This window comes from Leifsonia williamsii, assembly GCF_030433685.1.
Lineage (GTDB): Bacteria > Actinomycetota > Actinomycetes > Actinomycetales > Microbacteriaceae > Leifsonia > Leifsonia williamsii.
Window position 1 is genome coordinate 3779611 of the sequence record NZ_JAROCF010000001.1, and the last position, 26219, is coordinate 3805829.

Annotated in this window: 23 protein-coding genes; 6 read left to right on the forward strand and 17 right to left on the reverse strand. The window is 70.2% G+C overall.

The window, feature by feature from the left end; translation table 11 throughout:
• Positions 1–2: 2 nt before the first annotated feature.
• The 3 genes from P5G50_RS17910 to P5G50_RS17920 are packed head-to-tail and all read right to left on the reverse strand — an operon-like array spanning position 3 to position 2771.
• A complete protein-coding gene (locus P5G50_RS17910; RefSeq protein ID WP_301209510.1) occupies positions 3–503 on the reverse strand; it encodes a nucleotide exchange factor GrpE in 501 nt (166 codons plus the stop codon).
• A gap of 11 nt (positions 504–514) precedes the next feature.
• The gene (gene dnaK, locus P5G50_RS17915; RefSeq protein WP_301209511.1) at positions 515–2392 is read right to left on the reverse strand and encodes a molecular chaperone DnaK; all 1878 of its coding nucleotides are present in this window, start codon (positions 2390–2392) and stop codon (positions 515–517) included.
• A complete protein-coding gene (locus tag P5G50_RS17920; protein WP_301209512.1) occupies positions 2385–2771 on the reverse strand; it encodes an Hsp20/alpha crystallin family protein in 387 nt (128 codons plus the stop codon). The genes dnaK and P5G50_RS17920 overlap by 8 nt, the downstream gene beginning before the upstream one ends.
• Before the next feature lie 146 nt (positions 2772–2917).
• On the opposite strand from P5G50_RS17920, the gene P5G50_RS17925 reads away from it, so the two are divergent.
• Positions 2918–4591 carry a PucR family transcriptional regulator gene (locus P5G50_RS17925; protein ID WP_301209513.1) on the forward strand — a complete coding sequence of 558 codons (1674 nt, stop codon included), beginning with the start codon at positions 2918–2920 and terminating at the stop codon, positions 4589–4591.
• Here P5G50_RS17925 and P5G50_RS17930 read toward each other — a convergent pair.
• On the reverse strand, positions 4579–6360 hold the full coding sequence (locus P5G50_RS17930; RefSeq protein WP_301209514.1) for a hypothetical protein: 1782 nt from the start codon (positions 6358–6360) through the stop codon (positions 4579–4581). The two genes, P5G50_RS17925 and P5G50_RS17930, sit on opposite strands and share 13 nt — an antisense overlap.
• Positions 6361–6471: 111 nt before the next feature.
• On the opposite strand from P5G50_RS17930, the gene P5G50_RS17935 reads away from it, so the two are divergent.
• A complete protein-coding gene (locus P5G50_RS17935) occupies positions 6472–6687 on the forward strand; it encodes a CsbD family protein (RefSeq protein WP_301209515.1) in 216 nt (71 codons plus the stop codon).
• 11 nt (positions 6688–6698) lie between these two features.
• On the opposite strand, the gene P5G50_RS17940 is transcribed toward P5G50_RS17935, so the two are convergent.
• From P5G50_RS17940 to P5G50_RS17965, 6 genes are all read right to left on the reverse strand, one after another.
• Positions 6699–7664, reverse strand: a complete 966-nt coding sequence (locus P5G50_RS17940; protein WP_301209516.1) for a sugar kinase — start codon at positions 7662–7664, stop codon at positions 6699–6701.
• Positions 7661–8314, reverse strand: a complete 654-nt coding sequence (locus tag P5G50_RS17945) for a bifunctional 4-hydroxy-2-oxoglutarate aldolase/2-dehydro-3-deoxy-phosphogluconate aldolase (protein ID WP_301209517.1) — start codon at positions 8312–8314, stop codon at positions 7661–7663. The genes P5G50_RS17940 and P5G50_RS17945 overlap by 4 nt, the downstream gene beginning before the upstream one ends.
• Positions 8304–9533 (reverse strand): D-mannonate dehydratase ManD, encoded by a 1230-nt coding sequence (gene manD / locus P5G50_RS17950; RefSeq protein WP_301209518.1) that lies wholly within the window; start codon positions 9531–9533, stop codon positions 8304–8306. The genes P5G50_RS17945 and manD overlap by 11 nt, the downstream gene beginning before the upstream one ends.
• A gap of 83 nt (positions 9534–9616) precedes the next feature.
• Positions 9617–11017: an MFS transporter gene (locus tag P5G50_RS17955; RefSeq protein ID WP_301209519.1), complete on the reverse strand. Its 1401-nt coding sequence runs from the start codon at positions 11015–11017 to the stop codon at positions 9617–9619.
• Positions 11018–11060: 43 nt separating this feature from the next.
• Positions 11061–12065, reverse strand: a complete 1005-nt coding sequence (locus tag P5G50_RS17960) for an L-idonate 5-dehydrogenase (RefSeq protein WP_301210026.1) — start codon at positions 12063–12065, stop codon at positions 11061–11063.
• Between the two features lie 59 nt (positions 12066–12124).
• A complete protein-coding gene (locus P5G50_RS17965) occupies positions 12125–13672 on the reverse strand; it encodes a mannitol dehydrogenase family protein (RefSeq protein WP_301209520.1) in 1548 nt (515 codons plus the stop codon).
• A 103-nt stretch (positions 13673–13775) separates the two neighbouring features.
• On the opposite strand from P5G50_RS17965, the gene P5G50_RS17970 reads away from it, so the two are divergent.
• Positions 13776–14738, forward strand: a complete 963-nt coding sequence (locus P5G50_RS17970) for a LacI family DNA-binding transcriptional regulator (RefSeq protein ID WP_301209521.1) — start codon at positions 13776–13778, stop codon at positions 14736–14738.
• A 24-nt stretch (positions 14739–14762) separates the two neighbouring features.
• Here P5G50_RS17970 and P5G50_RS17975 read toward each other — a convergent pair whose 3' ends face one another.
• Both P5G50_RS17975 and P5G50_RS17980 read right to left on the reverse strand, forming a co-directional pair.
• Positions 14763–15083, reverse strand: coding sequence for a putative quinol monooxygenase (locus tag P5G50_RS17975; RefSeq protein WP_301209522.1), 321 nt, complete (start codon positions 15081–15083; stop codon positions 14763–14765).
• 94 nt (positions 15084–15177) lie between these two features.
• Positions 15178–15576 (reverse strand): hypothetical protein, encoded by a 399-nt coding sequence (locus tag P5G50_RS17980; protein WP_301209523.1) that lies wholly within the window; start codon positions 15574–15576, stop codon positions 15178–15180.
• Between the two features lie 265 nt (positions 15577–15841).
• Here P5G50_RS17980 and P5G50_RS17985 point away from each other — a divergent pair, with 265 nt between their 5' ends.
• The gene (locus tag P5G50_RS17985; RefSeq protein WP_301209524.1) at positions 15842–16420 is read left to right on the forward strand and encodes a hypothetical protein; all 579 of its coding nucleotides are present in this window, start codon (positions 15842–15844) and stop codon (positions 16418–16420) included.
• Between the two features lie 75 nt (positions 16421–16495).
• Complete coding sequence (locus tag P5G50_RS17990; protein WP_301209525.1) at positions 16496–17527, forward strand: COG1470 family protein; 1032 nt, start codon at positions 16496–16498, stop codon at positions 17525–17527.
• A gap of 15 nt (positions 17528–17542) precedes the next feature.
• Here the strand turns inward: P5G50_RS17990 and P5G50_RS17995 are convergent, their stop codons facing one another.
• Both P5G50_RS17995 and P5G50_RS18000 read right to left on the reverse strand, forming a co-directional pair.
• Complete coding sequence (locus P5G50_RS17995) at positions 17543–19336, reverse strand: glycoside hydrolase family 3 protein (RefSeq protein WP_301209526.1); 1794 nt, start codon at positions 19334–19336, stop codon at positions 17543–17545.
• Positions 19333–20637: an MFS transporter gene (locus P5G50_RS18000; RefSeq protein WP_301209527.1), complete on the reverse strand. Its 1305-nt coding sequence runs from the start codon at positions 20635–20637 to the stop codon at positions 19333–19335. The genes P5G50_RS17995 and P5G50_RS18000 overlap by 4 nt, the downstream gene beginning before the upstream one ends.
• A 124-nt stretch (positions 20638–20761) precedes the next feature.
• Between P5G50_RS18000 and P5G50_RS18005 the strand changes: the two genes are divergently transcribed.
• The gene (locus P5G50_RS18005; RefSeq protein WP_301209528.1) at positions 20762–22015 is read left to right on the forward strand and encodes a TetR/AcrR family transcriptional regulator; all 1254 of its coding nucleotides are present in this window, start codon (positions 20762–20764) and stop codon (positions 22013–22015) included.
• Positions 22016–22304: 289 nt separating this feature from the next.
• Here P5G50_RS18005 and P5G50_RS18010 read toward each other — a convergent pair whose 3' ends face one another.
• The 3 genes from P5G50_RS18010 to P5G50_RS18020 are packed head-to-tail and all read right to left on the reverse strand — an operon-like array spanning position 22305 to position 26201.
• A complete protein-coding gene (locus tag P5G50_RS18010) occupies positions 22305–23087 on the reverse strand; it encodes an SGNH/GDSL hydrolase family protein (RefSeq protein WP_301209529.1) in 783 nt (260 codons plus the stop codon).
• 31 nt (positions 23088–23118) lie between these two features.
• Positions 23119–23790, reverse strand: coding sequence for a GDSL-type esterase/lipase family protein (locus P5G50_RS18015; protein WP_301210027.1), 672 nt, complete (start codon positions 23788–23790; stop codon positions 23119–23121).
• On the reverse strand, positions 23790–26201 hold the full coding sequence (locus tag P5G50_RS18020) for a glycoside hydrolase family 2 TIM barrel-domain containing protein (RefSeq protein ID WP_301209530.1): 2412 nt from the start codon (positions 26199–26201) through the stop codon (positions 23790–23792). The genes P5G50_RS18015 and P5G50_RS18020 overlap by 1 nt, the downstream gene beginning before the upstream one ends.
• Positions 26202–26219: the final 18 nt, after the last annotated feature.

Genomic DNA, 26219 nt, shown 5'->3' on the forward strand with positions numbered 1-26219 from the left:
GCTCACTCCCGCGCCGGGGTGACGACGACGCCCGCAGGTCGCAGCAGCCGCTCGGGGGTCCCGAATCCCAGCCGGGCGACCGCCACGACGGTCTGCGGCGGCAGGTCGCCGCTCTCGACCACGGAGACGACCTCGTGGATGCGCGGATCGAACGGCACACCCACGCCGTCGATGCGCGGGTAGTCGAGCCGCTCGAGGGCGGCGACGGCCTGCTCGCGGATCGACTCCATGCCCTCTCCGAGCGGGTCGTTCACCTGCTTCGCGTAGACGACGGCATCCGTCAGTCCGTCCACCACGGGAAGGAAGACGGACGCGGCGCGGGCCCGCTCCACGTCTCGGACGAGGGCGAGTTCGCGGGCGGTGCGTTTCCGCACGTTGTCGAGATCCGCGGCCGCGCGCCTCCAGCGGTCGTCGAGCTCCGCGATCCTGGCGTCCCGTTCGTCGGGAGCCTGGGCGGTCGGCTCCGCGGTGGGCTCTGCCGTCGGTTCGTCCGAGGTGTCCATGTCCGGGTCCTTCAGTTCCGGTCGAAGTCGGCGTCGACCACATCGTCGTCGTCGTCCGCAGGGGCTCCCCCGCCTGCGGAGGTCGTCCCCTGATCCGGGCGGGCGACGGACAGGGCGGCGTCCACCTGCCGCAGTTCGCTCGTCAGCTCGCGCGCCTCCGACGCGGGGACCTCGCGTTCGACGGCCTCCCTCGCCTGCTGGACGAGCATCTCCGCGCGGGACCGCTCGTGCGCCGGCGCGGAGTCGCCGTGCTCGGCGAGCGCCCGCTCGACCCGGTAGGCGGCGGCGTCCAGCTCGTTCCGGGCGTCGATGTCCTCGCGCAGGCGCTGATCCTCGGCGCGGTTCTGCTCGGCCTCACGCACCATCCGGTCGATCTCGGCCTGGTCGAGGTTCGTGGTGCCGCTGATGGTGATGCCCTGCTCGGCTCCCGTGTCCTTGTCGCGCGCGGTGACGTTGAGGATGCCGTTCGCGTCGATGTCGAACGTGACCTCGATCTGCGGCTCGCCCCGCGGCGCCGGTCGGATCCCGGTCAGCGAGAACCGGCCGAGGACGCGGTTGTCCGCCGCGCGTTCGCGCTCACCCTGGAGCACGACGATCTCGACCGAGTCCTGGTCGTCCTGCGCCGTCGAGAAGACCTCGCTCCGTCGCGCCGGGATGGTGGTGTTGCGCTCGATGATGGGCGTCATCACCCCGCCGCGGGTCTCGACGCCGAGCGAGAGCGGGGTCACGTCGAGCAGGAGCACGTCGCTGACCTCGCCCTTCAGCACGCCCGCCTGGATCGCCGCGCCGACGGCGACGACCTCGTCCGGGTTGACGGTCATGTTGGGGTCCTTGCCGCCGGTGAGGCGCTTCACGAGCTCCTGCACCGCGGGGATTCGGGTCGAACCGCCGACGAGGATGACCTCGTCGATGTCGTTCTCGGTGACCTTCGCGTCCTGCATCGCCTGGCGCACCGGGCCGAGGCAGCGCTCGACCAGATCGGCGGTGATGTTCTCGAAGGTGGCGCGCTTGAGCGTGGTCGTCAGGTGCTTCGGGCCCGCGGCGTCCGCGGTGATGAACGGCAGGCTCACCTGGGTCTGGCTCACCGAGCTGAGCTCGACCTTCGCCTTCTCCGCCGCCTCGAACAGCCGCTGGAGGGCCTGCGGATCGTTGCGCAGATCGATGCCGTTCTCCTTCTGGAACTCGTCGGCGAGGAAGTCGACGACGCGGCGGTCGAAGTCGTCGCCTCCGAGGTGCGTGTCCCCTGCGGTCGAACGCACCTCCACGACACCGTCGCCGACGTCGAGCAGGCTGACGTCGAACGTGCCGCCGCCGAGGTCGAACACCAGGACCGTCTCGTGCTCCTTCTTGTCGAGTCCGTAGGCGAGGGCGGCCGCGGTCGGCTCGTTGATGATGCGGAGGACCTCGAGACCGGCGATGCGACCGGCGTCCCGCGTCGCCGTGCGCTGCGCGTCGTTGAAGTACGCCGGGACGGTGATGACCGCCTCCGTGACCTTCTCGCCGAGGAATTTGGCGGCATCGTCGGCCAGCTTCCGCAGCACGAGAGCGCTGATCTCCTCCGGTGCGTACAGCTTGCCCCGGACGTCGAAGCGGGCTTCGCCGTTCGGGCCGGCGACGACGTCGAAGCCGACCGCCTTCGCCTCCTCCCCGATCTCGTCGAACGAGCGGCCGATGAACCGCTTGGCGGACGAGATCGTCCCCTTCGGGTTCAGGATCGCCTGACGCCGCGCGAGCTGACCGACGAGTCGCTCACCGGTGTCGGTGAAGGCGACGACGGACGGGGTGGTTCTGGCGCCCTCGCTGTTCGGGATGACTCTCGCCTCACCGCCCTCCCACACGGCGATCACCGAATTGGTGGTGCCGAGATCGATGCCGACTGCCTTAGCCATGGGCTCCTCCTTCTTCGTGGTCCGTCGGGACGAGGACCGTCAGCACACCGCTGCCGAGGTGTGCCGTGAATCTCGAACTGTCGAGCATCTCGCCGACGAGGAGCCGCCGGACGAACTCCCCGCGCGGCCGTTCATCGACCAGGACGAGGTCGTCCGGTGCGAACGCGGGCCGGCGCTGCACCGTGATAGTGACGACGTTGCGCTCGACCCTCACGTCGATGTCGCGGATGTCGACCCCCGGCGCATCGGCGACAAGCACGTACTGATCGCCTCGCCGGTAGGCCTCCAGGGGGACCGCGTACGTGCGCCGGTTGGCGCCGCGTGCCTGCTCGATGGCGCTCTCGAGCTCCTGCGGCGGGTCGAACCCCAGCAGACTCATCTCGCCCCCTCCTCGTCGACCGCGCGGTGCTGTCGTGACGTGGATGGTGCGCCAGCTCCGCCGATTCCTCGTGGACCGGACGGAGCAGGAAATACGTGCGGCGGTAGACCTGTCAGGGTCATCGATCGAGGTCTACGGTCCAGGCCATGAGTTCGTCGATCTCTCCGGACTCCGTCGCTCCGGCCTCCGTCGCTTCGGCCGGCGCCGCCACGGGCGCGCAGCCGGGCCTGTACGACGTCTTCCGCGTGGGCTCCGCGATGTTCGAGCGGCCCTCCACCCGCCGGACGTTCCGGCTCGCAGAGACGGCGGCGAGCGAGTTCGCGGGATGCATCGTGCACGCGGCCTACGTCATGTCGAGCGGGCACCTGGTTCGGTATTCCGGCAAGGAGGACCGCCGGCTCGACCTCCTCGTGGAGGCCAGGAGCGGGGCCAACGGCGTCCTCGCCCACGACGGTGCGTGGAGCTTCGCGCTCTTCTTCCGCGGGAACGGCAAGGTGAAAGGCGCGTTCGCGCTGCAGGCGGACGCGGAACCTTCGACGGAGACGATGGCCCTCCTCCTCGCGCTGGCGGAGCCGACCGGAGCAGCCCTGGCCGCGGCCGAGCTCATCGACCGGCAGCGCCGTCAGACGAAGGAGTTGCGCCGGCTGGGCAAGGCCACCGAGTCGTCGAGCCAGGTGATGGCCGCCACGATCGTGCGACTCAATGCGCAGCAGGCGATCCGGGACGCGATCGTCGTCGCGGCCGGTTCCGGCGGCGGTGAGACGCGGATCGTCGAGACCGCGAGCACAGCCACCGGTCGCCCGATCGTGCTGCAGGACTCCTTCGGGAACGACCTCGCGCTGGCGGGCGCCGGAGATCCGGCAGTGCGTCCGGTCGGGAACCTCTCCGTCGGCCCCGACCCCGCCTCCGGATGGCGCGCCTCCCCGATCCGCTCGCGCGGGGAGACACTCGGCATCCTCGGCATCTACGACCCGGACGACACCCGGAGCGACGACATCCGGTTCGCCCTCGACTACACGAGCGCGACGCTGGCGGTCGAGCTCGCGCATCGCCGCAGCGTCGCGGAGGTCGAGCTCCGGCTCGGCCGCGATCTCGCGGACGACCTCGTCTCGGGCCCCGAGGTGTTCGACGCCCTCGCTCGGGCGGGCGCCCTCGGCTTCGACCTGGGAGGCCTCCACCGCGCGGTCCTCGTCGCCTGGGAGACGCCGACGCCGAACGGCGTCGACGTGAGCGCCGCGGTCCGCTACCAGCTCGCGGCGATGCGCATCCCCGCGCTGGTCTCCCGGCGCCCCGAGGCGACACTCGCCATCGTCGCGGACGGCCACGATCTCTCCCCGCTGTACGGCAGAGTGTCCGCCGCTCTGACAAGTCCCCGGGGAACGATCGGCATCGGGGGGCGCTGCGCCGCGAGCGACCTCCCCCGCTCGTTCGCCGAAGCGACGCGTGCGCTCCGCATCCGGGCCGATTCCCGGCAGCCGCTCGGGCTCTCGAACCACGACGAGCTGGGCCTCCTGCGAATCCTCGACACCTCCGAGGACGGAGTCCGGCTGACGAGATACATCCAGGAGTGGCTCGGCGTCCTGATCGAGCACGACGCGCAGCACCGCGCCGACCTCGTCCGCACCCTCACCGCGTACCTCGACTCCGGCGGGAACTACGACCGCACAGCGGCCGCTCTCGTGATCCACCGGAGCACGCTGCGCTACCGCCTCCGCCGGATCCGGGAGGTGAGCGGTTTGGAGCTGAACGACCCCGACGTCCGCTTGAACGTGCACATCGCTCTGCGGGCGCGCGCCGCCCTCAGGGACTACTTCGGCTGAGCCTCGGGACCGAGCTCCGCCTGCGCGCGATCGATGAAGTCGGGCAGCTCCGACGAGCTGACGCTGCCGGACGCCGTGCTCTTCGTCTCCCACCGGTCCCATCGGCTGAACGGCGTCCCCGCCTCCACCACGGACCGCGCCGCGAGGATGTCCGCCCCGGACCCGTCGGCGACCAGGACCGCCGCGAAGTCGGGATCGGGCGTATAGCGCCGATCGTCCATCTCCCCGAGATACCGGAGCCATCCGGAGAGCACCAGGAGGCCGGCCCTGACCTCGGAGCGGGCGCTGCCGTCGGGGTCGAGTTCGAACAGCCCGCGCAGCTCCTCCGCGGCCAGCTTCGCGATGTCCGGCCTCTCGGCGTCGAGTGCGAGCTTGACCAGCTCGACCATCGCCCAGGTGCCGCGCGACCGCAGGCCGTTCGGCTCGTCAGCGGAGGTATCCGCGTACAGGGTGAGGTTGCGGACGCTCGCGACGATGCGCACGGGCAGCGGGTCGAACTCCGGCCCGCCGTGGTTCAGGATGTCCGACCACTGCCGCATGAAGCTCCGCAGGCACTCGTCGATGTAGTCACCGGCTCCCGACCTCGCGGCTTCGAGTGTGCGGGTCGTGGTCGCGGTGACGAAGACCTGGGCCACCTGCGGCGAGAGCAGCACGTCCTGCTCCACGTCGTCGATGCTCTCGAGAAGCCCGCTCCCCCGGCTGAGCGACGCGCCCTCCGACGCGTCCGCCCGCTCGAGTCCGGCCATCCACACGCCCTGAACGATCTCCCCGAGGAGTTCCAGCGCCCGCTCGGCGGTGGCCAGCGCGCCGGAGCGCAGGTTCGTCCCGATCGCGTCCACCAGGGTGGCGATCTCGTGCTCGGTCTCCTCGTACGCGGTGACCGCTTCCGGCGGCTCCAGCTCGATGCTCGATTGGAGGAGCTCGACCAGCCGGCCGGCCTCTGCCGCGTCGAGCCGGGCCGACGTCTCGATCCGGAACGCCGTCGCGCCCAGGCGCGTGCGGTCGCCCGGGCGGATGTCGAGCAGGATCCGGGGCGGGTCGTCGCCGGGAGCCCCGGCCGACGGACCGAGCGACGCGATCGCCCGCCGGACGCTCTCGGGGTCGATGGCCCGGATGACACGCCCGGCCTGCGGGGCCGGGACGTGCAGCGTCGAGACGGCGCGCGTGGAGGTGCGCGTCGAATCCGCCGTCAGGAGATCCTCAACGCCGCTCCGCGCGTCGGAGTACCGGCGCGCCATCCGGTCGAACCGGTCGGAGAGGGTCTCGATGAGCGACGACCGCACGACGTCGTCGAGGCGCGACGGGTGCCCGAAGAGCTGCGTGAGCCGGGAGGTCGACACCATCAGCAGGACCGCGGTCGCCGTGAGCCACGCGAACGCGATGACGACGGCCGTCGCGCTCGGCAGCCAGATGGACGCGAGGCCCATCACAGCGTTCCCGGCGAGCCCTACCGTCACGAACCAGCTCGCGCCGATGTACGACAGGACGCGCTTGCGGGACGTGCCGATCGCGAGGGGGGCCTCGGCGAACAGCTGAGCGGCGATCGTCAGCCCAGCGAACCCCACGGACAGGAACGTCGTCTGCACCTGCCAGATGGCCGCCGCTGAGCCCGGGGCCGGGGCCAGCTCCCGCCGCACCCAGGCCGGGTCGCCCGCGGCGTGGAAGACGATCAGGAGCGCCACGCTGACGACGAGTGCGCAGGCCACGATCGTGAGCTCGCGCCACCATGCTTTCGCGGGTCTGTCTGCTCCGTCAGGCTTCTCGCGCATGCCGCGACACTACCCACGGGACCGGATGCCTTCGCCCCCTTCTCCCGCTTCCAGATCCGCGTACCGTGAGCGGCGATCGCGGAAGGATCCGCGCCGATCGAGGAGGACACCATGGGTCTCGACGACAAGGCCGACGCAAAGGGCGACAAGCTGAAGGGCAAGGTCGATGAGCTCATCGGCAAGGCCACGGACGACGAGTCGCGCGTCCTGAAAGGCAAGGCGGAGCAGGCGGAGGGGAGCATCAAGGACACCGTCGCCGACGCCAAGGCGCACCTGAAGGACACCGCGGACAAGGCGCACGACGACCGTCGCGACGACGGCCGCTGAGCGCGACCCCGTCAGCGGAGCACGGGGTCCCCGGCGCTCGCGGTGAACTGCTCCACCTCTCGAAGGGTGGGGCTCGACTCCCAGTCGCCCGGAGTCATGCAGAGCATCGCCCCGCAGACGTTGGCCCGGTGCAAGCGCGCCTCGACGTCCGCGCCCTCCAGCAGAGCGCTCAGGTAACCCGCCACGAAGGCGTCGCCGGCTCCGACCGTGTCGACGACATCGACGACGAAGCCCGGTGACGCGACCGCCCCTGTTCGGAGGACCGTCGTCGCACCGTCGGCGCCGCGCTTGAGCACGGCCTCGGTGGGCCCGCTCCGGAGCAGACGTTCGCACGCGGCCACGCCATCCGTGCCCGGGTAGAGCAGCTCGAACTCCTCCGGGCCGCCGAACACGACGTCAGCGCGCTCGGCGAGATCGCGGAGCCACGGTCCGGCGAGCGCCGGCGCAGCCAGCGAGGAGCGGTAGTTGATGTCGAAGGCCACGGTGGCACCGGCGCTTCGCGCGCGCTCGATCGCGACCGACAGGGCCTCGCGGGCCGACTCCGAGAGGAGGGCCGTGATGCCGGTGAGGTGCAGAAGGTCGGCCCGCTCGATCCAGCCGTCGGGCACGTCCGCGGGCGAGAGCCTCGATCCGGCCGAGCCCGCCCGATAGTAGAGGACGCGCATCGAGGACGGGCGCGGACGCTCCTTGAGCATGAGGCCCGTGGGTGCTCCCGAGTCCACGATCGCGAGAACGTCGACGCCCTCGGCACGGACCTCGCGCACCACCCGCTCGCCGAGCGGGTCATCGCCGACACGGCCGAGCCACGCGGCGTCGAGCCCCAGCCGGCTCAGGGCGATCGCGACGTTGCTCTCTGCGCCGCCGATGCCCAGGACGAGGTCGGATGCGTGGCGGAGGGAGCCGATGTCGCGGCTGCGCGCGAGAGCCATCGTCTCGCCGAGGGTCGCGACCCGTCGGCGAGCAGGCGGAGTCGTCATCGCGCGCCGTCCCCGGCGACCGCCACGAACGCCCGGGCCCGCTCCCGGAGGGCGTCGAGGTCGCCGCGCGCGAACGCATCGCCCAGCAGCGGGCCGCCGACGCTGACAGCCGCCGCCCCCGCCGCGAGCCACTCCGCCGCGCTCTCGAGGTCCACTCCTCCGGAGGGGACCACGTGGATGTCGGGGAACGGCCCCCGCAGGTCTTTGACGTATCCCGCGCCGAGCCGTCCGGCGGGGAACACCTTGACGGCGGACGCGCCGGCCGACCACGAGGCGAACAGCTCCGTCGGCGTGAACCCGCCCGGCACCAGCGGCACACCGGCCGTCACCGCCTCGGCGAGGAGCTCGGGCACCGTGATCGGCGTGACGAGGTAGCGGGCTCCGGCCTCCACCGCACGCCGGAGCTGGTCGGTGCTGGTCACGGTGCCGATCCCGAGGTCGGCGTCGCCGCCGAAGCGATCGAGCAGCCGCGGAAGCCGCTCGATGGTCCCCGGTGTCGTGAGGGTCAGCTCGACGCTGCGGACGCCGGCGTCGAGGAGCGCCTCGAGCACCCGGTCGTAGTCCTCCGCCTGCCGTGCCCGCGCGACGACGATGAGGCGGGACTCGGCCGTCTTGTCCGGAAGCGGAAGCCGAGCGAGCTCACCAGTCATGGACGGTCCCGTCGGTGAGGCGGTTCACGGGCAGGTACGCCTTGGTGTACTCGAAGCCGGCTGCCGCCTCCTCGTCGAGCTCGACACCGAGCCCCGGCTGCTCGCCCGGGTGCAGGAAGCCGCGGTCGAACGTGAACGAGGTCTGGAACACCTCCAGCGTCTGCTCGTTGTGGGGCATGTACTCCTGGATGCCGAAGTTGTGGATCGCGAGGTCGAGGTGGAGCGCCGCCGCCATGCCGACGGGCGAGATGTCGGTCGGCCCGTGGATGCCGGACTTGATGCCGTAGATCGCGGCGAAGTCGAGCAGCTTCTTCATCGCTGTGATGCCGCCGGTGTGGGTGACCGCGGAGCGGACGTAGTCGATGAGGCGCTCGGTGATGAGGGTCTGATAGTCGAAGACCGTGTTGAAGACCTCGCCGATCGCGAGCGGAGTGGTCGAGTGCTGGCGCACCAGACGCAGTGCCGTCTGGTCCTCGCCTGGCGTGCAGTCCTCGAGCCAGAACAGGTCGTACGGCTCGATGTCCTTGGCGAACCGCGCAGCCTCGATCGGCGTCATGCGGTGGTGGCCGTCGTGGAGGATGCGCAGGTCGGTGCCGAAGTCCTCGCGGATCCTGGCGAAGATCCCCGGCATGTGGTTGAGGTAGTTGCGGGTGTCCCAGACCTCTTCGCTGGGGCGGCCGTCGTCGGTGCGCTTGGCCGGCTCGTAGTCGTAGCGGACGCCCGGGCCGGCGGCGGAGACGCCGTAGATCTGGCCGAGCCCCGGCACCCCGGTCTGCACGCGCACGGCGGTGAAGCCGAGCTCCTGGTAGCCCGTGATGGCGTTCGCGAGCGCGGCGTAGTCGGTGCCGGAGGCGTGGGCGTAGACGCGGACGCCCTCGCGGCTCGCCCCGCCGAGCAGCTGGTAGAGCGGCATCCCGGCCTTCTTGGCCTTGATGTCCCACAGGGCCATGTCGACGGCGGCGATCGCCGCCATCGTGACCGGGCCGCGCCGCCAGTACGGGCCGCGGTACAGGTACTGCCAGGTGTCCTCGATGCGGTCCTCGTCGCGGCCGACGAGCGTCGTCGCGACGTGGTCGCGCAGGTACGAGGCGACCGACAGCTCGCGCCCGTTCAGGGTCGCGTCGCCCCACCCGACGAGGCCGTCCGAGGTCGTGATCTTGAGGGTCACGAAGTTGCGCCCGGGGCTGGTGATGACGACGTCGACGCGGTCGATGGTCATGGGTCTTCCTTCCTTGTCGGGGCGCGGCCGCGCGTCTGCGGCCGCGCCCCGGTCTCACGTGCTGAGGGTGTTCGCGTGCGTCGTCACATGGCGGAGCGCGGGTCGGTGAGGTCGCGGCCTGTCCACTCCGGCGCCACGATCGCCGCGATCAGGGCGCACGCCGTGTAGATGCCGAGCAGCACCATCACCGGGATGATGCTGCCGGTCGTCGCGGCGACCCAGGCCGCGGCGATGATCGGGCCGACGCCGGTGGCGATGATGGCGGCGATCTCGCGGACGATGGCTGTCAGCGTGTAGCGGTTCCGCGCACCGAAGATCTCGGGCAGCGAGATGTTCTCCATCGACGCGAGGCCCAGCACCGAGACGTTGTGGATCACGGCGTAGCCGACGAAGATCCAGCCGACCTCCTTGGTGTTGATCGCGAGCATCGTCGGGATGATCAGCACGAGCGAGAGCGACGTCATGATGATGTACATCCGCCGTCGGCCGAAGAGGTCGCCGAGCCAGCCGACGAGCGGGATCGTGGCGAAGCCGATGAGCGAGGAGACGATGACGATCTCGGGGCCGACGCCCTTCTGCACCGCGAGCGTGATCGTGATGAACGAGATCATGTAGGTCTGGATCAGACCCGAGTTGCCGGCCTGCCCGAAGCGGAGCAGGAACGACACGATCGTCGCCTTGACGGGCTTGCGCCGGAGCGCCTCGAGCGAGCGGAGGTCGTTGCTCCTGGTGGCGACATCGACCAGCTCGTCACGCGAGAGCGCCTTGCCGTCGACGACGTCGGTGCGCTCTTCGAAGACCGGGCTCTCCTTGAGGCGGAATCGCACCCACACGGCGAACACCATGACGACGGCGCTCGCGATGAAGGGGATGCGCCAGCCCCAGGCGATGACGTCCTCCTCCATCATGACGGCCAGGAGGAGCGCCCAGATCGCCGAGGCGAAGAGCGTGCCGCAGTTGGTGCCGAGCGCGACGAGGGAGGCGATGATGCCGCGGCGACGCGCCGGGGCGTACTCGGCCAGCATGACGCCCGCGCCCGAGATCTCGGCGCCGGCGCCGAAGCCCTGCGCGAGTCGCAGCAGCACGAGCAGGATCGGCGCGATGAGGCCGGCCTGATCGTAGGTCGGGAGGAAGCCGATGAGCGTCGTCGCCAGGCCCATCAGCAGGATCGTGTAGAAGAGCACCCTGCGTCGGCCCACCCGGTCGCCCATCCGGCCGAAGTACCAGGCGCCGAGCGGACGCGCGATGTAGCCGACGCCGTAGGTGGCCATGGCGAGGACGACGGCCATGCCGGGCTCCTCACCGGCGAAGAAGAGCTGGCTGAAGACGAGGGCGGCGGCCAGCGAGTAGAGCTGGAAGTCCATGAACTCCAGCGCGGTGCCGAGCCAGCCCGAGACGGCGGCGCGGACGAGGTCGCCGGTGGACCGCTCCACCGTCGGCGGCGACGCCGGTGCGTCCACGCCCGGGGTGTGGGGACTACTCATGGTTACTCCTTCGTAGATGAGTTCGGAGAGGGGTGGTGCAGGGTCAGAGCCGCAGAAGGACCTTGGCCGACGCCGACGAGTCGCGCGCGACCCCGAACGCCTCCACGGCGTCCGCGGCATCGATGGTGTGAGAGATGACGGCGTCGAGAGCGTCCGACGCGGCGAGCATCGCCACGGCGTCGTCGATCTCGGTGGAGAAGCGGAAGGCGCCGCGGAGCGTCAGCTCCTTGGCGAGCATCGGCGCGAGGTTGACGCCGATCTCGGCGTTCGGGAGCATCCCGACCTGCACGACGGTGCCGGCCCTCCGCGCCGCGCGCACGGCCTGGGTGACCGAGACGGGCACGCCGGAGCACTCGAAGACGACGTCGTACGACTCGTCCGCGATGGCGTCGCGGCCGACGAGCACCAGCTCGCTCGCGCCGAGGGCCGCTGCGCGGTCGAGCGGCTCGGTGCGCACGTCGCTCGCGCCGATGGTCGCGGCGCCCGCGTGCGCGGCGGCGGAGACGGCGAGGAGGCCGATGGGGCCCGCGCCGATGACCAGCACGCGCTTGCCCGCGATGTCGCCCGCGAGGCTCACGGCATGCAGGGCGACGGCGAGCGGCTCGGCAAGGGCCGCGCGTTCGAGGGGAAGCCCCTCCGGGAGCACCCGGATCATCTGCTCCTCGACGAGGAGGTACTCCGCGGCACCGCCCTGACGGTGCGGCATCGTGGCGGCGCTGCCGAAGTAGTCGCCGCCGGGGCGCAGGTGGGGCCGGTCCTCGAGACCCGGCACCTCGGCGCCGTAGCGGGCGGGATGCACCGTCACGGGCGTCCCCGCCGCGAGGCGTCCCGACGGGTCGAGGTCGACGACGGCCGACAGCTCGTGCCCGGGCGTCAGCGGCTCGCGGATGGCGTACTCGCCGTTCGCGCCGTGGAAGTAGTAGTGCAGGTCGGAGCCGCAGATGCCGACGTAGCGCACGCGCAGGCGCACCTCGCCGGGAGCGGGCTGCGGGACCGCGCGGTCCTCCCAGCGGATGTCCTCCGTGCCGTGGATGGCGAGGGCCTTCATCGTCGCGCCTCCTCCGTGTTCGCCGTTCACCTGGTTCGCAGTGCTGTGGTCTGCCGCGCTCATGCCCGGACCTCCGATGCCGATGCGGATGCCGGTGCCGCGACTTCGGTCTCCGCCGCCGTCACGCTCTCCGCGATCGCCGCCGGGACGCCGTCGTGCGCGATCGTGTCGACCAGCTCGCCGACGCGCTCGATGAACGCCGGGCGGTCGGCGAGCTCGCCGCCGAAGAGCTGGAGGTCCGCGATCGAGAGTTCGGCGATGTCGGCCCCGGTGCGCGCCGACCCGGCGACCGCGAGCAGCCGCTCGCGCGCGGCGTCCTTCATCGCGGCGGCGAAGGGGCCGGGGTCGAAACCGGGGCGCGGCGCGATGCACGACAGGTAGGCGGCGACGGTCAGCGCGATGAGGTGCGGCGTCTCGCCGCGGTCCAGCAGGCGGAGCGCCGGCTCCGGGATGCGCTGCCGCAGCTTCACCGAGCCGTCCGTGCCGACCTGGCTGGTCCGATGGCCGAGCGCGGTGTTCCCCCAGCGGAGGAACAGCTGGCGCTCGTACTCCGCGATGTCGACGCCGGAAGGCACCTGGATCGACGGCGTGTACTCGTGGGCGAGCACGGCGCGCGCTGCGCCCTGGATCGCCGGCCGGACCACGGCCTCCGGAATCGTCTCGGCTCCCTGCAGCGCACCCAGGTAGGCGATGAGCGAGTGCGTTCCGTTGAGGAGACGCACCTTCATCTGCTCGTAGCGGCCGACCTCCGCGCTGAAGACCGCTCCCCCGGCCTCCCATGCGGGGCGACCGGCGGCGAAGTCGTCTTCGATCGCCCACATCGTGAAGGGCTCGGCGGGGACGGGGGCGTCGTCCCACGCGCCGAGGAGGGACGCCACCTCGCCGCGGAGCGCTGGCGTGGTGGACGGAACGATCCGGTCGACCATGCTGGAGGGGAAGGACACCGAGGACTCGAGGAACGCGAGCGCCTCCGCGCCCTCGGCGGCGGGCAGCTCCTCCAGGAACGTGCGGACGAGGCGCTTCGTGTGCGGCCCGTTGGCGGCGAGATTGTCGCAGCTGAGCACCGTGAGCGGGGCTCCGGATCCCGCCCGCTTCTGGATGCCGCGTGCGAGCTGGCCGATCGTCGACCGCGGGTCGCCTCCGCGCAGATCGCCGACGATCGCCGGGTCGGCGGTGTCGAGCCGGCCGGTGGCGGGCGAGGAGCTGTAGCCGTTCTCGGTGACGGTGAGCGTGACGATGCGGATGGCCGGGTCGGCGATGCTCTCCACGGCGCGCGACGGCTCGTCGGCTGCGACGAAGACATCGGTGTGCACGCCCGGGATGCTCAGCGACGTGCCGTCGGGTGAGATCGTCGCGACCGAGTAGAGGAGGTCCTGCGCGCGCATCGCGTCGACGACGGCGCGCGAGCGGGAGGCGACCCCCACGATCCCCCAGTCGCCGCCCCCGGCCGCCATGGCCGCTGCCGTGTAGACCGCCTGGTGCGCGCGGTGGAAGTTGCCGAGACCGAGGTGGAGGATCCCCGCACGGGCGGGCCCCTCGGGCGCCGGGACGGCGCCGTGGTGCGACCGCGTCAGGCGGCCGGTCCTGGGATCTTCGGTGATCGGCATGGAAAAGAGTGTGAATGGGTTGTACAAAATTGTCAAGCGCCATTCCATGTTGGAGGATGAGCCAAGATGGAACTGCTGTTCCCAGGAGACGGGAGAGGTGGCTATGGGTGCGACGCTGACCGACGTTGCGCGACGCGCCGGGGTCTCGATCGCGACGGCGTCGCGGGCCTTCGGCGAGCCGGACCGCCTCGCGAGCGCGACGCGCGACCGCGTGCTGCACGCCGCCAACGAGCTCGGCTACGACAGCCCGCAGGCGGCGACCGCGACCCGCTCGTTCGGCGTCATCGTCCCTGACGTCGCCAACCCGGTCTACGCGACGCTCCTCAAGGCCATCCACACGCAGGCCTGGCACGGCCGCCACCGCACCGTCCTGTTCGACGCGGACGAGGACCGCCGGCGGGAGCGGGAGCAGATCGAGCGGGCGCGCAAGCTCGACGGCATGCTGCTGTGCTCGCCGCGCCTGCCCGACGACGAGGTACTCGAACTCGTCGGAGACGTGCCCGTCGTCGTCGTCAACCGCCGGATCGACGGCGTCCCCTGCGTGCTCATGGACATGGAGAACGGGCCGCAGCAGGCGGTGGAGCACCTCGCGGCTCTCGGCCACACGCACATCGCCTACGCGGCGGGGCCGCCTGGGTCCTGGGCCGACGGCCAGCGCGCCGCGACGATCACGAAGGCGTGCGAGCGGTTCGGCATCCGCCTCACCCCCCTGAGCCACCAGGCCGCCTCGATCCAGGGCGGACGGGCCGCGGCCGCCCCCGCGGCCGCCAGCGGGGCGACCGCCGTCATCGCCTACAACGACCTGGTCGCACTCGGCCTCGAGGCCGGCATGGCCGACCTGGGCCGGTCCTGCCCGGCCGACATCAGCATCATCGGGATCGACGACATCGACATGGCGAGTGCGGTGAACCCGGGCCTGACGACCGTGAAGATGCCGATCGAGCGATGCGGCGCGCTGGCCGTCGAACTCCTCCTCCAGGTCATGGCCGGCGCCGCGCTCACGGAGACCGCGACCCTCGGCTCGCAGCTCATCGTCCGGGGGACGACTGCCGCCCCCTCCCGCTGAGGGCGGGCAGGACACGATGGGTCTCTAGGACGGCACGTCCCCCTTCTCGCGCTTGACCGCGAGGAGGTCGACCGTGTGCAGTTCGGGCTCCTTCGCCAGCAGGCCCGGTCCCACCTCGCCGAGAGCTTTGGGGATCTCGCCGCCGAGGTGGGCCCGCCGCGCGTCCCCGTCGGCGAAGGAGTCGAAGATGCCGAAATGCGTGTCGTCGATCTGGAATGCGTACCAGGTGCGCGTCCCAGGCTCGCGGTCGACGACCTCCTTGCCGCCGATCAGGAATTCCTTCACCTCCGCGGCCTTCTCAGGCTTCGCTTCGAGCAGTGCCAGTACGCCGAGCTTCAGATCCATGTCCGTCTCCTTCGAGGTCGCGGCGCCGCGCCTCCTCCTGAGGCGTGACGCCGACGGTGCGCCCCGATGGCGGGGCGGCTCTTCTCCGACGCGCTCAACGCTGTCCGCGGCGCTTGAACTTCTCGGCCAGCCGCCTGGCCGCACCCGCGGTCTCCTCTTCCACCCGCTGCGCCAGCTGCTGAAGCGTGCGCAGCGGACGGATGAGGGCCGACTGCCGGTGACTCGACTCCTCGGCCGTCTCCTCGAGCGGCACGACGAACTCATCACCGGCGATGGTCACGACGTAGGCGGAATCGTCCACGTTCAAAGCAATGCTCACCGGCACGACGTCTCCCGTGTCCGGGTCGACGGAGACGGCGTTGATCGCGACGTCCACATGAGACCCGTCGTCGGTCTCGACGACATCGACTTCGGTGAGCGGACCGCTTTCGATGGCGAGGACGAGGTCGTCCTGCACGGGAGTCCTGTCCTCGTCGTTCCTCTCATCGGCCATGATGGCTCCTTCCGCAGCCCGGGGTTGATATCGCTGGACGCTACGCGGCACGCCGACACCGGACCATGCCCTGTCCGGCCCAAAGCCGTCCCCCGATTCCACCCCACGGGGGCAGGCCGATGCGCCACAGTCGCGAATCGGCCACACCCGCGCAGCATTCGGATAGTCGGCGGTTCCGGTTCACCCGTACCGTGAAACGGTCGAAGCCACCCGACCAGACGCCCGCTCCGCCCCCTATCCCTCCCTCCCCGAAGGCACCCACACCATGAAGAAGACCTACCGAATCGTCTCGCTGGCAGCGCTTGTCACCGGCTCCCTGCTCGTCGCCCCCGCGGCTCTCGCCTCGACCGTCACGCAGGCGGTCACCGGCGGGTCGCTGACCGCCTCCGCGAGCGACGTGACGCTGCCCGCGGTGGCCACCGCTCACACCGACCAGGACAGCCCTGGTTCGCTGACCATCACCGCCGACGACTCGACCGGTACCGGTGCGGGCTGGCATGTGACCGAGCAGGTGAGTGATCTGGTCTACAGCGGCTCGAGTGCGGGCACGGACATCCCGGCGAGCAACCTGTCGATCACCTCCGTCGGTGCCGCGTCCGTGACGGCCGGACAGGCCATCGACACCAGCGGGACCGACGCGGCCCCGACCGGGCCCCAGAGCGGCAACGTCACCAGCGGCGTGACGGGAACCCTCGACAGCCCCGTCACCGTGTTCGTCGCCGGCCCTGACCACGGCCAGGGCACCTATACGCTCCCGGTCGACCTGAACCTGACCGTCCCCGCCGACAGCCGCGTCGGCACCTATAGCGGCACGCTCACCACCACCATCACCAGCGCTCCCTGAGCGGGATCACGCCACGGCTGGGCCGGAATCGCTCGTCGGTTCCGGCCCAGCAGCATGTCGAAGTCACGAGGAACCATGCTCAACCCCGTTCGAGGGCGTCTCGCCCTGATCCTTGTCGCCGCCGCTGCCGCGATCGTCGTCGCTCCCCTATCGGCCCTGCCCGCCTCCGCCACGACCGCACCGGGACCGGTGCAGTTGAGCATGAAACCTCTCGGACAGGCCCGCCCGTACTTCGAGCTGACGTTGAAACCGGGAGAACGCGCACACCTCCAGGTCGAACTCGGAAACCACGGACCCGAGGCGATCGAGGCCCGCACCTTCGCCGCGGACGCCTACTCCATCGTCAACGGCGGCTTCGGTGTCCGAGACGGGGGAAGCACTCCGACCGGAGCCACGACCTGGCTGACCTACACGACCGAAGTGCTGCCGTTGCCAGCGGGCCAGGCGACCATCCGCGATCTCACCGTGATCGTTCCCGAGGACGCTGCTCCGGGCGAGTACATCACGGCACTCGCGATCGAGAATGCGGTTCCGGTCACGGGCGCCGGTGATGTCGCCCTCGACCAACTCGTGCGCCGGGCGATCGCCGTGTCGATCCGCGTGCCGGGTCCGTCGGATCCCGCATTCACTCTCGGCGCCGCGAGCCACACGACGGTGGCGGCCCGCTCGGTCGTCAGCGTGCGAATCAGCAATACCGGCAACGTCGACCTGAAACCTCGCGGCCAGCTGATCATCCGCGACAGCACCGGCGAGCGCATCAGTCATGCCCCTGTCACGATGGACTCCCTGTACGCGCATGACACGACGACCGTGGAGGCGACCCTCGCGGGACCGCTGCAGCCCGGTCGCTATACCGCCGGCATCACGCTGAAGGACGACGCCACCGGGGTCGCGCGCACCGCCGACCTCCCGTTCGTCGTCGCACCGAAACCCGTGCGGGACTCGGTCGGCCTGCAGCAGGGTGAGCTGCCGCAACTCCTCCTGCAGCCCGGCAGCACAGCCGACGCGACCGTCCCGTGGCTCATCACGGGCATCCTCGTGCTCGCCCTCGCCGTCTGTGCGTTTCTCCTCGTCAAGGCTCACAGGCGAGGGAGGCCGCACGAGTAGTCGATCCGACGGCCGTCAATATCCCAAGCCGTCCCCGAACCGGAACAGGGGGTCGGTCGTGTCGAACGGCACGTCGGGCCGCGACGCCTGCACCGCGGCCATCGACCGCGGCAGGTCGAACGGCAGCCGGCCCTGCGGGGAGAATCGGCCGGTGAGCACGTCGAGCAGCGCCTCCGCGCTCGCACCCCAGTTCACCGTGACGGCGGCGGCGGCGTCGACGATCGGGGCGAGGATCGCGGGGCGGTCGGCGAACACGTCGACCACGACCGGTGCGTGCGCGGCGAGCTCGCGGAGGTGCTCCACGACCTCGTCCGGGAACTCCAGCGACCCGGAGTGGAAGAGGCTCTCGAACACCGTCGGCCGCTCCTCGTACGGGGCCTGGAGGCGCACGACGACCACGTCCGCCGCCTCGGGCGACGCCACGACCTCGCCGTAGCCGGCAGCCCGCTCCGGGTCGATGCCCTCGACGTAGACCCTCGGCGTCCCGCGCAGCGGCAGCACCGGCGCCCCACGGCCATCCGGCGCGCCGTTGGTGAGGAGGGTGATGGAGGCGCGCTGCGCCCACTCCCCCGCCGCCCGGAACTCGTCATTGCCGACCACGGCGTCGGCCGCCGCCGCGTCGACCAGCGCGGACTCGAACAGCCCCAGCTCGAACTTCTCGCGCAGGATGCGGCGAGCCGACTCGTCGAGCCGCGCCTCCGGCACGTCGCCGGACTCGACCAGCTCGATCAGCAGCTCCGGGCAGGCCTCGCCGCCGAACTGGTCGGCGCCGGCGTCCAGCACCTTCTTCATCCGCTCGCGCGGGGTCAGGTGCTCGACGCCCCACGCGCGCGCGGGGAACGGCTGGCCGAAGATGTCCGCGTCGGTGAGCAGCCCCCAGTCGGTGCAGACCAGCCCGTCGAAGCCGAACCGCTCGCGCAGCAGGCCCGTGATCACGCCTTTGTTGAAGCCGAACCCGACCTCCTCGAACTCCGTGCCGACCGGCATCCCGTAGTACGGCATGATCTGGCGGGTGCCCGCGGCGAGCAGCGCCTCGAACGGCTTCAGGTGCAGCTCGAATGCGTCGCCCGGGTAGACCTGCTCACGGCCGTGGGCGAAGTGCGGGTCCTCCCCATCCTTCTGGGGGCCGCCGCCCGGGAAGTGCTTGGTCATGGTCGAGACGGACCCCGCTCCGAACGACGCACCCTGGAAGCCGCGGACATACGCGGCGCCGAGGCGCCCGGTGAGCTCGGCGTCCTCGCCGAAGGTCGCCACCTGGCGCGACCAGCGCGGCTCCGTCGCGAGGTCGACCTGCGGGTGCAGGGCGACCCGCAGGCCGACCGCCGTGTACTCCTGCCGGGCGATGTCGCCGAAGCGCTCCACGAACGCCTCGTCGCGGATGGCCGCCAGCCCGAGCGGCTCCGGCCACTGCGAGAACGGACCGGAGAGGAAGGCCGTGCCGACATTCTCCGTGAACGAGTGCCGCGGGTCGGTCGACAGCGTCACCGGGATGCCCAGGCGGGTGGAGGCGGCCAGCCGCTGCAGCGCGTTGTGCCACTCCGCGATCTCCCCCGCGGTCTGCGCACCGCCGATCAGGTTGAAGTGCGTCATGTGCCGGCCCTCGACGTAGTCGACCGCGGAGGGCGTCGAGAACACCTCGTTCGGCTCGTCGAGCGCGCCCATCCCGATCATCGAGTGGAAGAACAGGCCGGCCTTCTCGGCGAGCGTCATCTCGTTCAGCAGCAGCTCCACGCGCTCCGCGACGGGGCGCTCGGCGTCGAGCCAGGGCCGATCCGTGGTGGTGGTGGTGGTGGTGTCCGTCGTGGTCATTTCACTCCCTTGATCCGGTAGACGAGCACGGCGCCGAGCAGGGCGACGACGGCGCCGAAGAGATACCACACCGAGTAGCCGCCGATGGCGGTCGTCGCGCCGAGTGCGATGATCGACGGCGCGATCGCGGGGGCGATCGACTGCGGCAGGGCGTTGGCGATGTTGAGCACGCCGAGGTCCTTCGCGGTGTCGTCCTCGCTCGGCAGCACCTGGGTGGCGAGCGCGAGGTCGACCGAGAAGAACGAGCCGGCGCCGAGGCCGATGACGGCCTGCGCGATGATGACCACCGCGATGCTCGGCGCGAAGGCGAGGATGACCAGGCCGACCACCATGATCACGCCGGCGGCCGCGACGAACGGGCGGCGCTTGCCGAGGCGGTCCGAGAGGAAGCCGCCGATCGGGCTCGAGATCACCATGGCGACGGTGGAGGCGAGGTTGGCGAGCAGGATGGTCCCGATGGCGCCCTGCTCGGTGAGCCGGAACTTCTCGGTGAGGTAGAACGGCAGGAAGGTCGCGATGCCCGCGTAGCCGAACATGACGAAGAACTTGGTGAGCCAGGTCCAGCCGAAGTCGGGGTGCTTGCGCGGGTTGAAGACGAACGATCCGAAGAACTGGCCGATCGTGAACCGCTGCCGCGGCTTCTCCGTCAGGCGGCGGTCCTTCAGGAGGAGCACGAAGATGACGGCCAGCACCAGGGCGAGAAGGCCCGGCACGAGGAAGCGCAGCAGGTCGTCGCCGATGAAGTTGATCAGGAAGCTGCCGCCGAGGATCGCGAGCGGCGTGGTGACGCCGACGATGCCGGACACCTTGCCGCGGCTGGCCGCCGGCACCTGGTCGGGGAGGGTGGCGTTCGCCGCGGCAAGGACCGCGTTCAGCGCCGCCTGGGCGAGGCACCAGCCGATCAGGACGACCCAGATGGAGGTGGCGGCGCCGACGAGGAGGAAGGCGCCGACGCCGACGATGCTGCCGCCGAGGATCCACGGGCGCCGCATCCCGAACCGCGACGAGGTGCGGTCGGAGAGCCGGCCGGCGAGGGGGTTCGCCACCAGCGCGAACAGCGCGCCGACGCCCAGGATGAGGCCGAGCTGCGCGGTGGCCTCCTCGGTGGAGGCGCTGAGGTGCTGCACCTTGAACGCCATCGAGACGAGCACGGGGGTCAGCAGGGCGAGCAGCACGCCGAAGTTCACGGCGGCGAGTCCGGGGGTGTAGCCGCGTGGCGTCCGCGGAGGCGTCGTGCCGGGGGTCTTGATGCCCGTGGTTCCCGTCGCTGCCGCGGTCGCCGCGGGTGACAGCTCTGTCATGGTCGAGTCCTTTCGTGTCGTCCGCTTTGACGATGGGCGCCAGCATACACAGAAAACGACCGCGTGGTAACTGAAATCCGACTGCACGGTAACCTGGCTACGATGGTGCCGAGGGAGGTGGTCCGTGACGTCGGTCATCGATGGGTCGCGCTTCGCGCGCGCCGCGGCGACCCGGCAGGCGATCGTGGCGGCCGCCGCGGAGCTGTTCAGCACGCGGGGCTACCGATTCGTGTCCCTCCGGGAGATCGCGGAGCGGGCCGGCATCTCCCATCCCGCGCTCCTCAAGCACTTCGCCGACAAGGAGGAGCTGCTGGCCGAGGTGGCGAAGCGCTTCGACCGGTCCCTGCACGGCTCGCCCTCGGGCGATGGCGGTCTGCCGTTCGCGGCGGAGGCCGCGCGTCAGGCGGGCGTGGCGGGCTTCGTCCCGTTCTTCGCCGCACTGACCGGCGAGGCCTCCACGCCCTCCCACCCGCTCCACGAGTGGATGCGCGACCGGCTGGCCGCCTCCATCGCGTCGCGCGCGCATGACCTCGGTGCCGCAGCCGGCCGCGCCGTGGACGCCGAACGCGACACCGCGCGCGAGTCCGTCCGACTCACGGCCGCCTGGGCCGGCCTCCGGATGCTCGCGCGCTACCTGGGCGACGGCGTCGACATCGTGAGCACCCTGGAACGCCACCAGGAGCTGATCGCCCACCCCGCCGGCTGGAGCCCGCGTCCCGACACGCCCCCTCCTGCCGCCGCTGCGGCGGTCCCCGCGCTGCCGCCCCTCCTCGATGACGAGCCGCCCGCTCCGCCTGCGGGCTACCGCACCGGCCGGGCCCGTCGGGCGAAGATCGTCGCCGACGCGACCACCCTGTTCGCGCGCGAAGGCTACGGCGACACCAGCCTCCTCGACATCGCCACCCGCGTCGGCGTCTCGAAGTCGGCGCTGTACCACCACTTCGCGTCGAAGGACGCGCTTCTCCACGCCGTCCTCCGCGAGCGCGACCACCGCATCGACGTCACCACCGCCGACGCGCCGACCGCGACCGCCGCCGACGTGCTCCGTTCGTTCGCCGACGGCGCCGCCGCGAACGAGCGCGACCAGCCGGGCCTCATCGAGCTCTACGCCGTCATCTCGTCGGAGGCCACGGTGCCCGAGCACGCCGCGAACGCCTACTTCGAGCACCGCTTCACGCGCGCTCTCGACGGCTTCACCCGCCTGTTCCGGTCCGCAGCGGACGCCGGCGACCTGCCGCCCCATCGCGACCCCGCACAGGAGGCGCTCTGGCTGCTGGCGCTGTGGGACGGGCTGCAGTACCTGTGGCTGTACGACCGGCACGGCGTGGATGTCGCCGCAGAGCTGCGGGCGCATCTGGAGGACGTGCTGCCCGCCTGACCGGGCGTTGTGGGGTTCGCCGGGACATGAAAAACCCCCGGATCCCTTCTCAAGACAGGGATCGCGGGGGCTTCACACTGGCGGTAACGGTGGGATTTGAACTCTAGTTCAGGCCACTATGTCCCCCGGATATCCTGGCAACTCCCGCGGAAAGTCAGCGAAGTACGGCTGGTGTGATCTCACGAGATCTCGTCGCAACTCGTCAAGTTGTAGTCAAAATGTAGTCAAGCTCCGCGCTTGGGGGATGTAATATTCCAAGCTGCCCACAATTCCGCTGCCTAGATCAGGCTTACGGTCTTGAGTGGAAGTGGTCGACAACGGCGCTAGCAACTGCACGCATCCCGGCCGGTGTCGGATGAAATAGCGCCGCTTCTCGCGCGCTGCGCGGCGCGAATCCTTGGACCCATGGATCCTGCGACCCCAGCCCATGCGTTTCACTAATCGCCGCAACGTCGACGAGCTCAGCGTCGGTCGCGCTTTCGGCGATCACGAACGCTTGTTTGAGCTGGTCGGCGATTCTCCGGAATGATGCCAACTCGTCGGCCGTGAAGGGTGCGGCGCGCGACGGGGCCGTCGCTGGCCCAACAACGGTGAGGTAGTTCACCAGAAGGATACGGGCCGAACGCGCCCGCTCGCGGATGGCCTCCACGATGGAGACGAGCCCTGCCGCGGCCGCGTCGACTTCCCGCTGCGTTGGTGGCGATGCTACGGCTGCGGCCCGCAAGCGGCGGCCCAGGACCCGTGTGGCGGGTCGCGCTTCCAGCCAGCTGCCGTACGCCACCGAGACGAGAGTACCGAGATAGCGCAGGTCGTTCCCGCCGGCCGTAAGTGTCACCACGTCGGCGTCAGGCGCGAACGACTGCATCTGGGGAGGTAAACGTCGCAACCCCAGACGTTGCGGTTCTCGAAGAATCGTCTTGGTTGTTGCGCCGCTGACGGTGACATCGGTGAGTTTCGCTCCGATCGAGGCGGCTACAAGGTGCGGGTAATTGCCCGCAGACCGATTAGCTTTCCGATCGATGATGGGCGTGATGCCTGCCCCCGCTGCGAAGGAACTGCCCAGCGCGACCATCCGAGTCATGGTTGCGGCGCCTCCTAAACCGTTATGAGTCGGTTGAGGTTGGGTGGGAGCGCTGCTGGATTGCTCGGTCGAGCGCCGGACGCAGAACTGTGAGCCACTGCTCGTAACCTTTCCCGTTGAGGTGGAGGTTGTCGAAGCTCAGGTCCGAGCGGATATTCTCACCATCTCTGAGCGCCGGCCAGGTGTCGATGACCTCCACGGTAGGCCGCTGTCCTGCCACCTGCTTATATAGCGCGTTGACCTCATGGATCTCTCGGGCGAATTTCGCGCTCCGCGGCATGATGCCGTTGAGAAGCACGGGGGTACCCGGAGCACGCCTCTCGATCTCGTCGAGGATCGCGGCGACGTTCGCTGCGATCTGCCAGTGAGGAGTACCCGCGGTCAGGTCGTTGGTACCGACAAGGAGGCTGACGGCGGTCGGCCCGTGGATCGAGCGGGCGAGACGGTCGCGTACCTGGGCGCTGGTCTCTCCGCCGACGCCGCGGTTGACGACAGCGAGGTCGGGAAGCAGTTCCTGCCACTCGCCCTGATCGGTGATGCTGTCGCCGAGCATGACGATGCTACCCGGGGCCGGCGGGAGGTGATCGAGTTGATCGCGGCGCATTCGGATGCCCTTCTCGACGAGAGGGCCTCCGAGGTGACGTGCCAGGTAGCCGAGGACGCTGATCGTGATTTGCGAACGACTGGTCTTCATCACGCTTCCACAGCAGTAACGGTGATGTCAGAGGAGAGATCTCCCGCTTCGACGCGGATGGTGATCGGGCCGGCACTCGTAGGCCGGATGACCGCGAGCGCTCGCCCGCGGTAGGCGTGGCAGCTGGCGCCGGTGTAGTCGTCTTCGGACGCCGGATTGTCGCTCCCAAGCCCCTGAAGAACCCCGCTGCCGGAGACAGTGACGGTGACTTCGTCGTCTCGCGAGATGTGCACCGTTCCCGAGCCGTCGGTGAAGGCGATCTCGATGAACGCGAGGTCTCGATCGTCGGCGATGATTTCGTTGCGCTCGGTGCTGAGCGTCAAGGTGACGTCGCCACCCGCCGTCCGAATGGTCGACCGGCCGCTTTCGGTACCGCCGCGATGCGCGACGGCGGTGAGCTCACCCGGCAGGTAGGGCAGCTGGAACGAAGCGATGAAGCGGTGTTCTGCTCCGGCCCGAGCCCGGCCGATGGGGTCTCCGTTCAGCAGCAGTTCGACCTCGTCAGCGTCGGAGTAGACGTCGACGGTGACGGTCGCGCCTTCGTGGCCGGGCCAGCTCCAGCTGCTGATGCTGTCGCTCCACGTGTAGATGGACGGCCTGAGCTGGTCCCGGTCGCCGGCGTCCGGGCGATGAACGGCGATGAACGGAGCGGAGCGGAGCCCCCAGACTGTCTCCCGCCAGTACGAGATGGTCCGACGCTGCCCGGTAATCCCGAGATCGCCGGTCCCGGAGAACCGCCACGGGTAGTTGCCGAAGAAGGCCTCCTCGGCGGGCTTGTCGGCGCCGAGCCCGGCCTCTCCGACATACTCCCAGGCGGTCCAGCTGAACTCGCCGATCACCTGCGGGTAGCGCACCACGTACGGCCATACCTCGTCCAGCTTTCCCGGCAGTCCCTCGGTGCCGAGCAGCAGCCGCTGCGGGTGGCGCTCGATGTCGAGCTCGTATCGTCCGTAGGCGTAGTTGTAGCCGGAGATGTCCAGCTGCGACATCGGCTCTTCGAGACGTTCGGTGGCGAGGTCGGAGACGACCAGGTCGTGGGTCTGCTCGCCGAGGTCGCGCATGAAGGCGTTCACGCCGGCGCTGTCATCCTTGCCCAGTTCGGCCTTAAGGTCGTGGAGGACGGTCATCATGGGGTTGATGGCGTTGGTGACCGGGCGGGTGTCGTCCATGCTCTTGATCCAGTCGACGAGGTCGCGTCCGAACGTAGCGCCCCAGCTGTTCCCGGTGTCTGCGACCTCGTTGCCGATGGAGTACATGATCACGCTCGGGTGGTTGTAGTCCCGTTCGATGAGTTCGGTGAGATCCCGCTGCCACCATTCGTTGAGGTCGAGACCGTACCCGAAGCCCAGTGTGGGGGTGGTCCAGCCGTCGGTGAACTCGTCGAGGACCAACATGCCGAGGCGGTCGCACGCCTCGAGCAGGGCGGTGCTGATGGGGTTGTGGGCGGAACGGATGGCGTTGTAGCCGGCGTCTTTCAGCAACTGGACCCGGCGCTCCTCCGCCCGCGCGACGGTCGCCGCGCCGAGCACGCCGTTGTCGTGGTGGATGCAGCCGCCGCGGAGCTTAACCGGCTGGCCGTTGATGAGCAGGCCGTCCTGCGCGTCCCAGTTGAGAGTGCGGATGCCGAATCGTTCCTCGTGCACTTCTTCGCCACCACTGGTTGGTACGAGCCGGGTGCGGATGGTGTGGAGCGATGGGCCCTGCGGACTCCACAGCGACGGCTTGGATAGGGCGAATCGCTGCCGCAGCGGTGCCGCCTCACCCGGTCGGACCGAGAGCCTGGCCGACTCGGCGACGACGACCTCACCGGTCGGGGCCACGACCTCGGTGATGACCGTGACCGTGTCGAGCCGTTGCGAGTCGTTCTCGATGGTGGTGGTCACGTCGATCACGGCCTTCCACGCGTCGGCGTCGCGGGTTCGGACGCGGACGCCGTTCCGTGCGATGTGCGTTGCACCACCGGTGAGGAGCCAGGTGTCGCGGTAGATGCCGAGTCCGGAGTACCAGCGTGCATCGAGGTGGTTGCGGCATTCGACGCGAATCTGGTTGTCCCCCTCGTGCAGGTAGGGGTCGATGCGCACCGAGAACGGGATGTAGCCGTATGGGCGTTGTGCGACGAAGGCGTCGTTGACGTAGATCATGGCGCCGCGGTAGACGCCGTCGAACTGCACCTCGACGCGCCCGGTCTCGAAGCCTTCGGGGGCGGTGAAGGTCTTCACGTACTCGACGACGTCCTCGCCGTGGTAGCCGGTGAGCGCGCCTGGTTTGTTCTCGGCGGAGCGGGGCTGGGAGATCAGCCAGTCGTGCGGGAGGGTCACAGGCTGGGGGGCTTCAGCCTGCCCAAGGATTTCGAGGAAGGGGCTGGTCTGGTGGCGCACGCCCCAGTCGGTGTTGAAGCTCGTCTTGCGCACGGTTGTCCTTATCGTCGT

Bases quoted from the DNA above. Each gene is read 5' to 3' on its own strand.
- P5G50_RS18000 (WP_301209527.1), bottom strand. From the start codon at position 20,637: ATGACAGAGCTGTCACCCGCGGCGACCGCGGCAGCGACGGGAACCACG.
- P5G50_RS17930 (WP_301209514.1), bottom strand. From the start codon at position 6,360: ATGCGCGAGAAGCCTGACGGAGCAGACAGACCCGCGAAAGCATGGTGG.
- P5G50_RS17910 (WP_301209510.1), bottom strand. From the start codon at position 503: ATGGACACCTCGGACGAACCGACGGCAGAGCCCACCGCGGAGCCGACC.
- P5G50_RS17970 (WP_301209521.1), top strand. From the start codon at position 13,776: ATGGGTGCGACGCTGACCGACGTTGCGCGACGCGCCGGGGTCTCGATC.
- P5G50_RS17920 (WP_301209512.1), bottom strand. From the start codon at position 2,771: ATGAGTCTGCTGGGGTTCGACCCGCCGCAGGAGCTCGAGAGCGCCATC.
- P5G50_RS17975 (WP_301209522.1), bottom strand. From the start codon at position 15,083: ATGGATCTGAAGCTCGGCGTACTGGCACTGCTCGAAGCGAAGCCTGAG.
- dnaK (WP_301209511.1), bottom strand. From the start codon at position 2,392: ATGGCTAAGGCAGTCGGCATCGATCTCGGCACCACCAATTCGGTGATC.
- P5G50_RS17995 (WP_301209526.1), bottom strand. From the start codon at position 19,336: ATGACCACGACGGACACCACCACCACCACCACCACGGATCGGCCCTGG.
- P5G50_RS17960 (WP_301210026.1), bottom strand. From the start codon at position 12,065: ATGAAGGCCCTCGCCATCCACGGCACGGAGGACATCCGCTGGGAGGAC.
- P5G50_RS17985 (WP_301209524.1), top strand. From the start codon at position 15,842: ATGAAGAAGACCTACCGAATCGTCTCGCTGGCAGCGCTTGTCACCGGC.
- P5G50_RS17925 (WP_301209513.1), top strand. From the start codon at position 2,918: ATGAGTTCGTCGATCTCTCCGGACTCCGTCGCTCCGGCCTCCGTCGCT.
- P5G50_RS17990 (WP_301209525.1), top strand. From the start codon at position 16,496: ATGCTCAACCCCGTTCGAGGGCGTCTCGCCCTGATCCTTGTCGCCGCC.
- P5G50_RS18015 (WP_301210027.1), bottom strand. From the start codon at position 23,790: ATGAAGACCAGTCGTTCGCAAATCACGATCAGCGTCCTCGGCTACCTG.
- manD (WP_301209518.1), bottom strand. From the start codon at position 9,533: ATGACCATCGACCGCGTCGACGTCGTCATCACCAGCCCCGGGCGCAAC.
- P5G50_RS17980 (WP_301209523.1), bottom strand. From the start codon at position 15,576: ATGGCCGATGAGAGGAACGACGAGGACAGGACTCCCGTGCAGGACGAC.
- P5G50_RS17955 (WP_301209519.1), bottom strand. From the start codon at position 11,017: ATGAGTAGTCCCCACACCCCGGGCGTGGACGCACCGGCGTCGCCGCCG.
- P5G50_RS18010 (WP_301209529.1), bottom strand. From the start codon at position 23,087: ATGGTCGCGCTGGGCAGTTCCTTCGCAGCGGGGGCAGGCATCACGCCC.
- P5G50_RS17940 (WP_301209516.1), bottom strand. From the start codon at position 7,664: ATGACGACTCCGCCTGCTCGCCGACGGGTCGCGACCCTCGGCGAGACG.
- P5G50_RS17945 (WP_301209517.1), bottom strand. From the start codon at position 8,314: ATGACTGGTGAGCTCGCTCGGCTTCCGCTTCCGGACAAGACGGCCGAG.
- P5G50_RS17935 (WP_301209515.1), top strand. From the start codon at position 6,472: ATGGGTCTCGACGACAAGGCCGACGCAAAGGGCGACAAGCTGAAGGGC.
- P5G50_RS17965 (WP_301209520.1), bottom strand. From the start codon at position 13,672: ATGCCGATCACCGAAGATCCCAGGACCGGCCGCCTGACGCGGTCGCAC.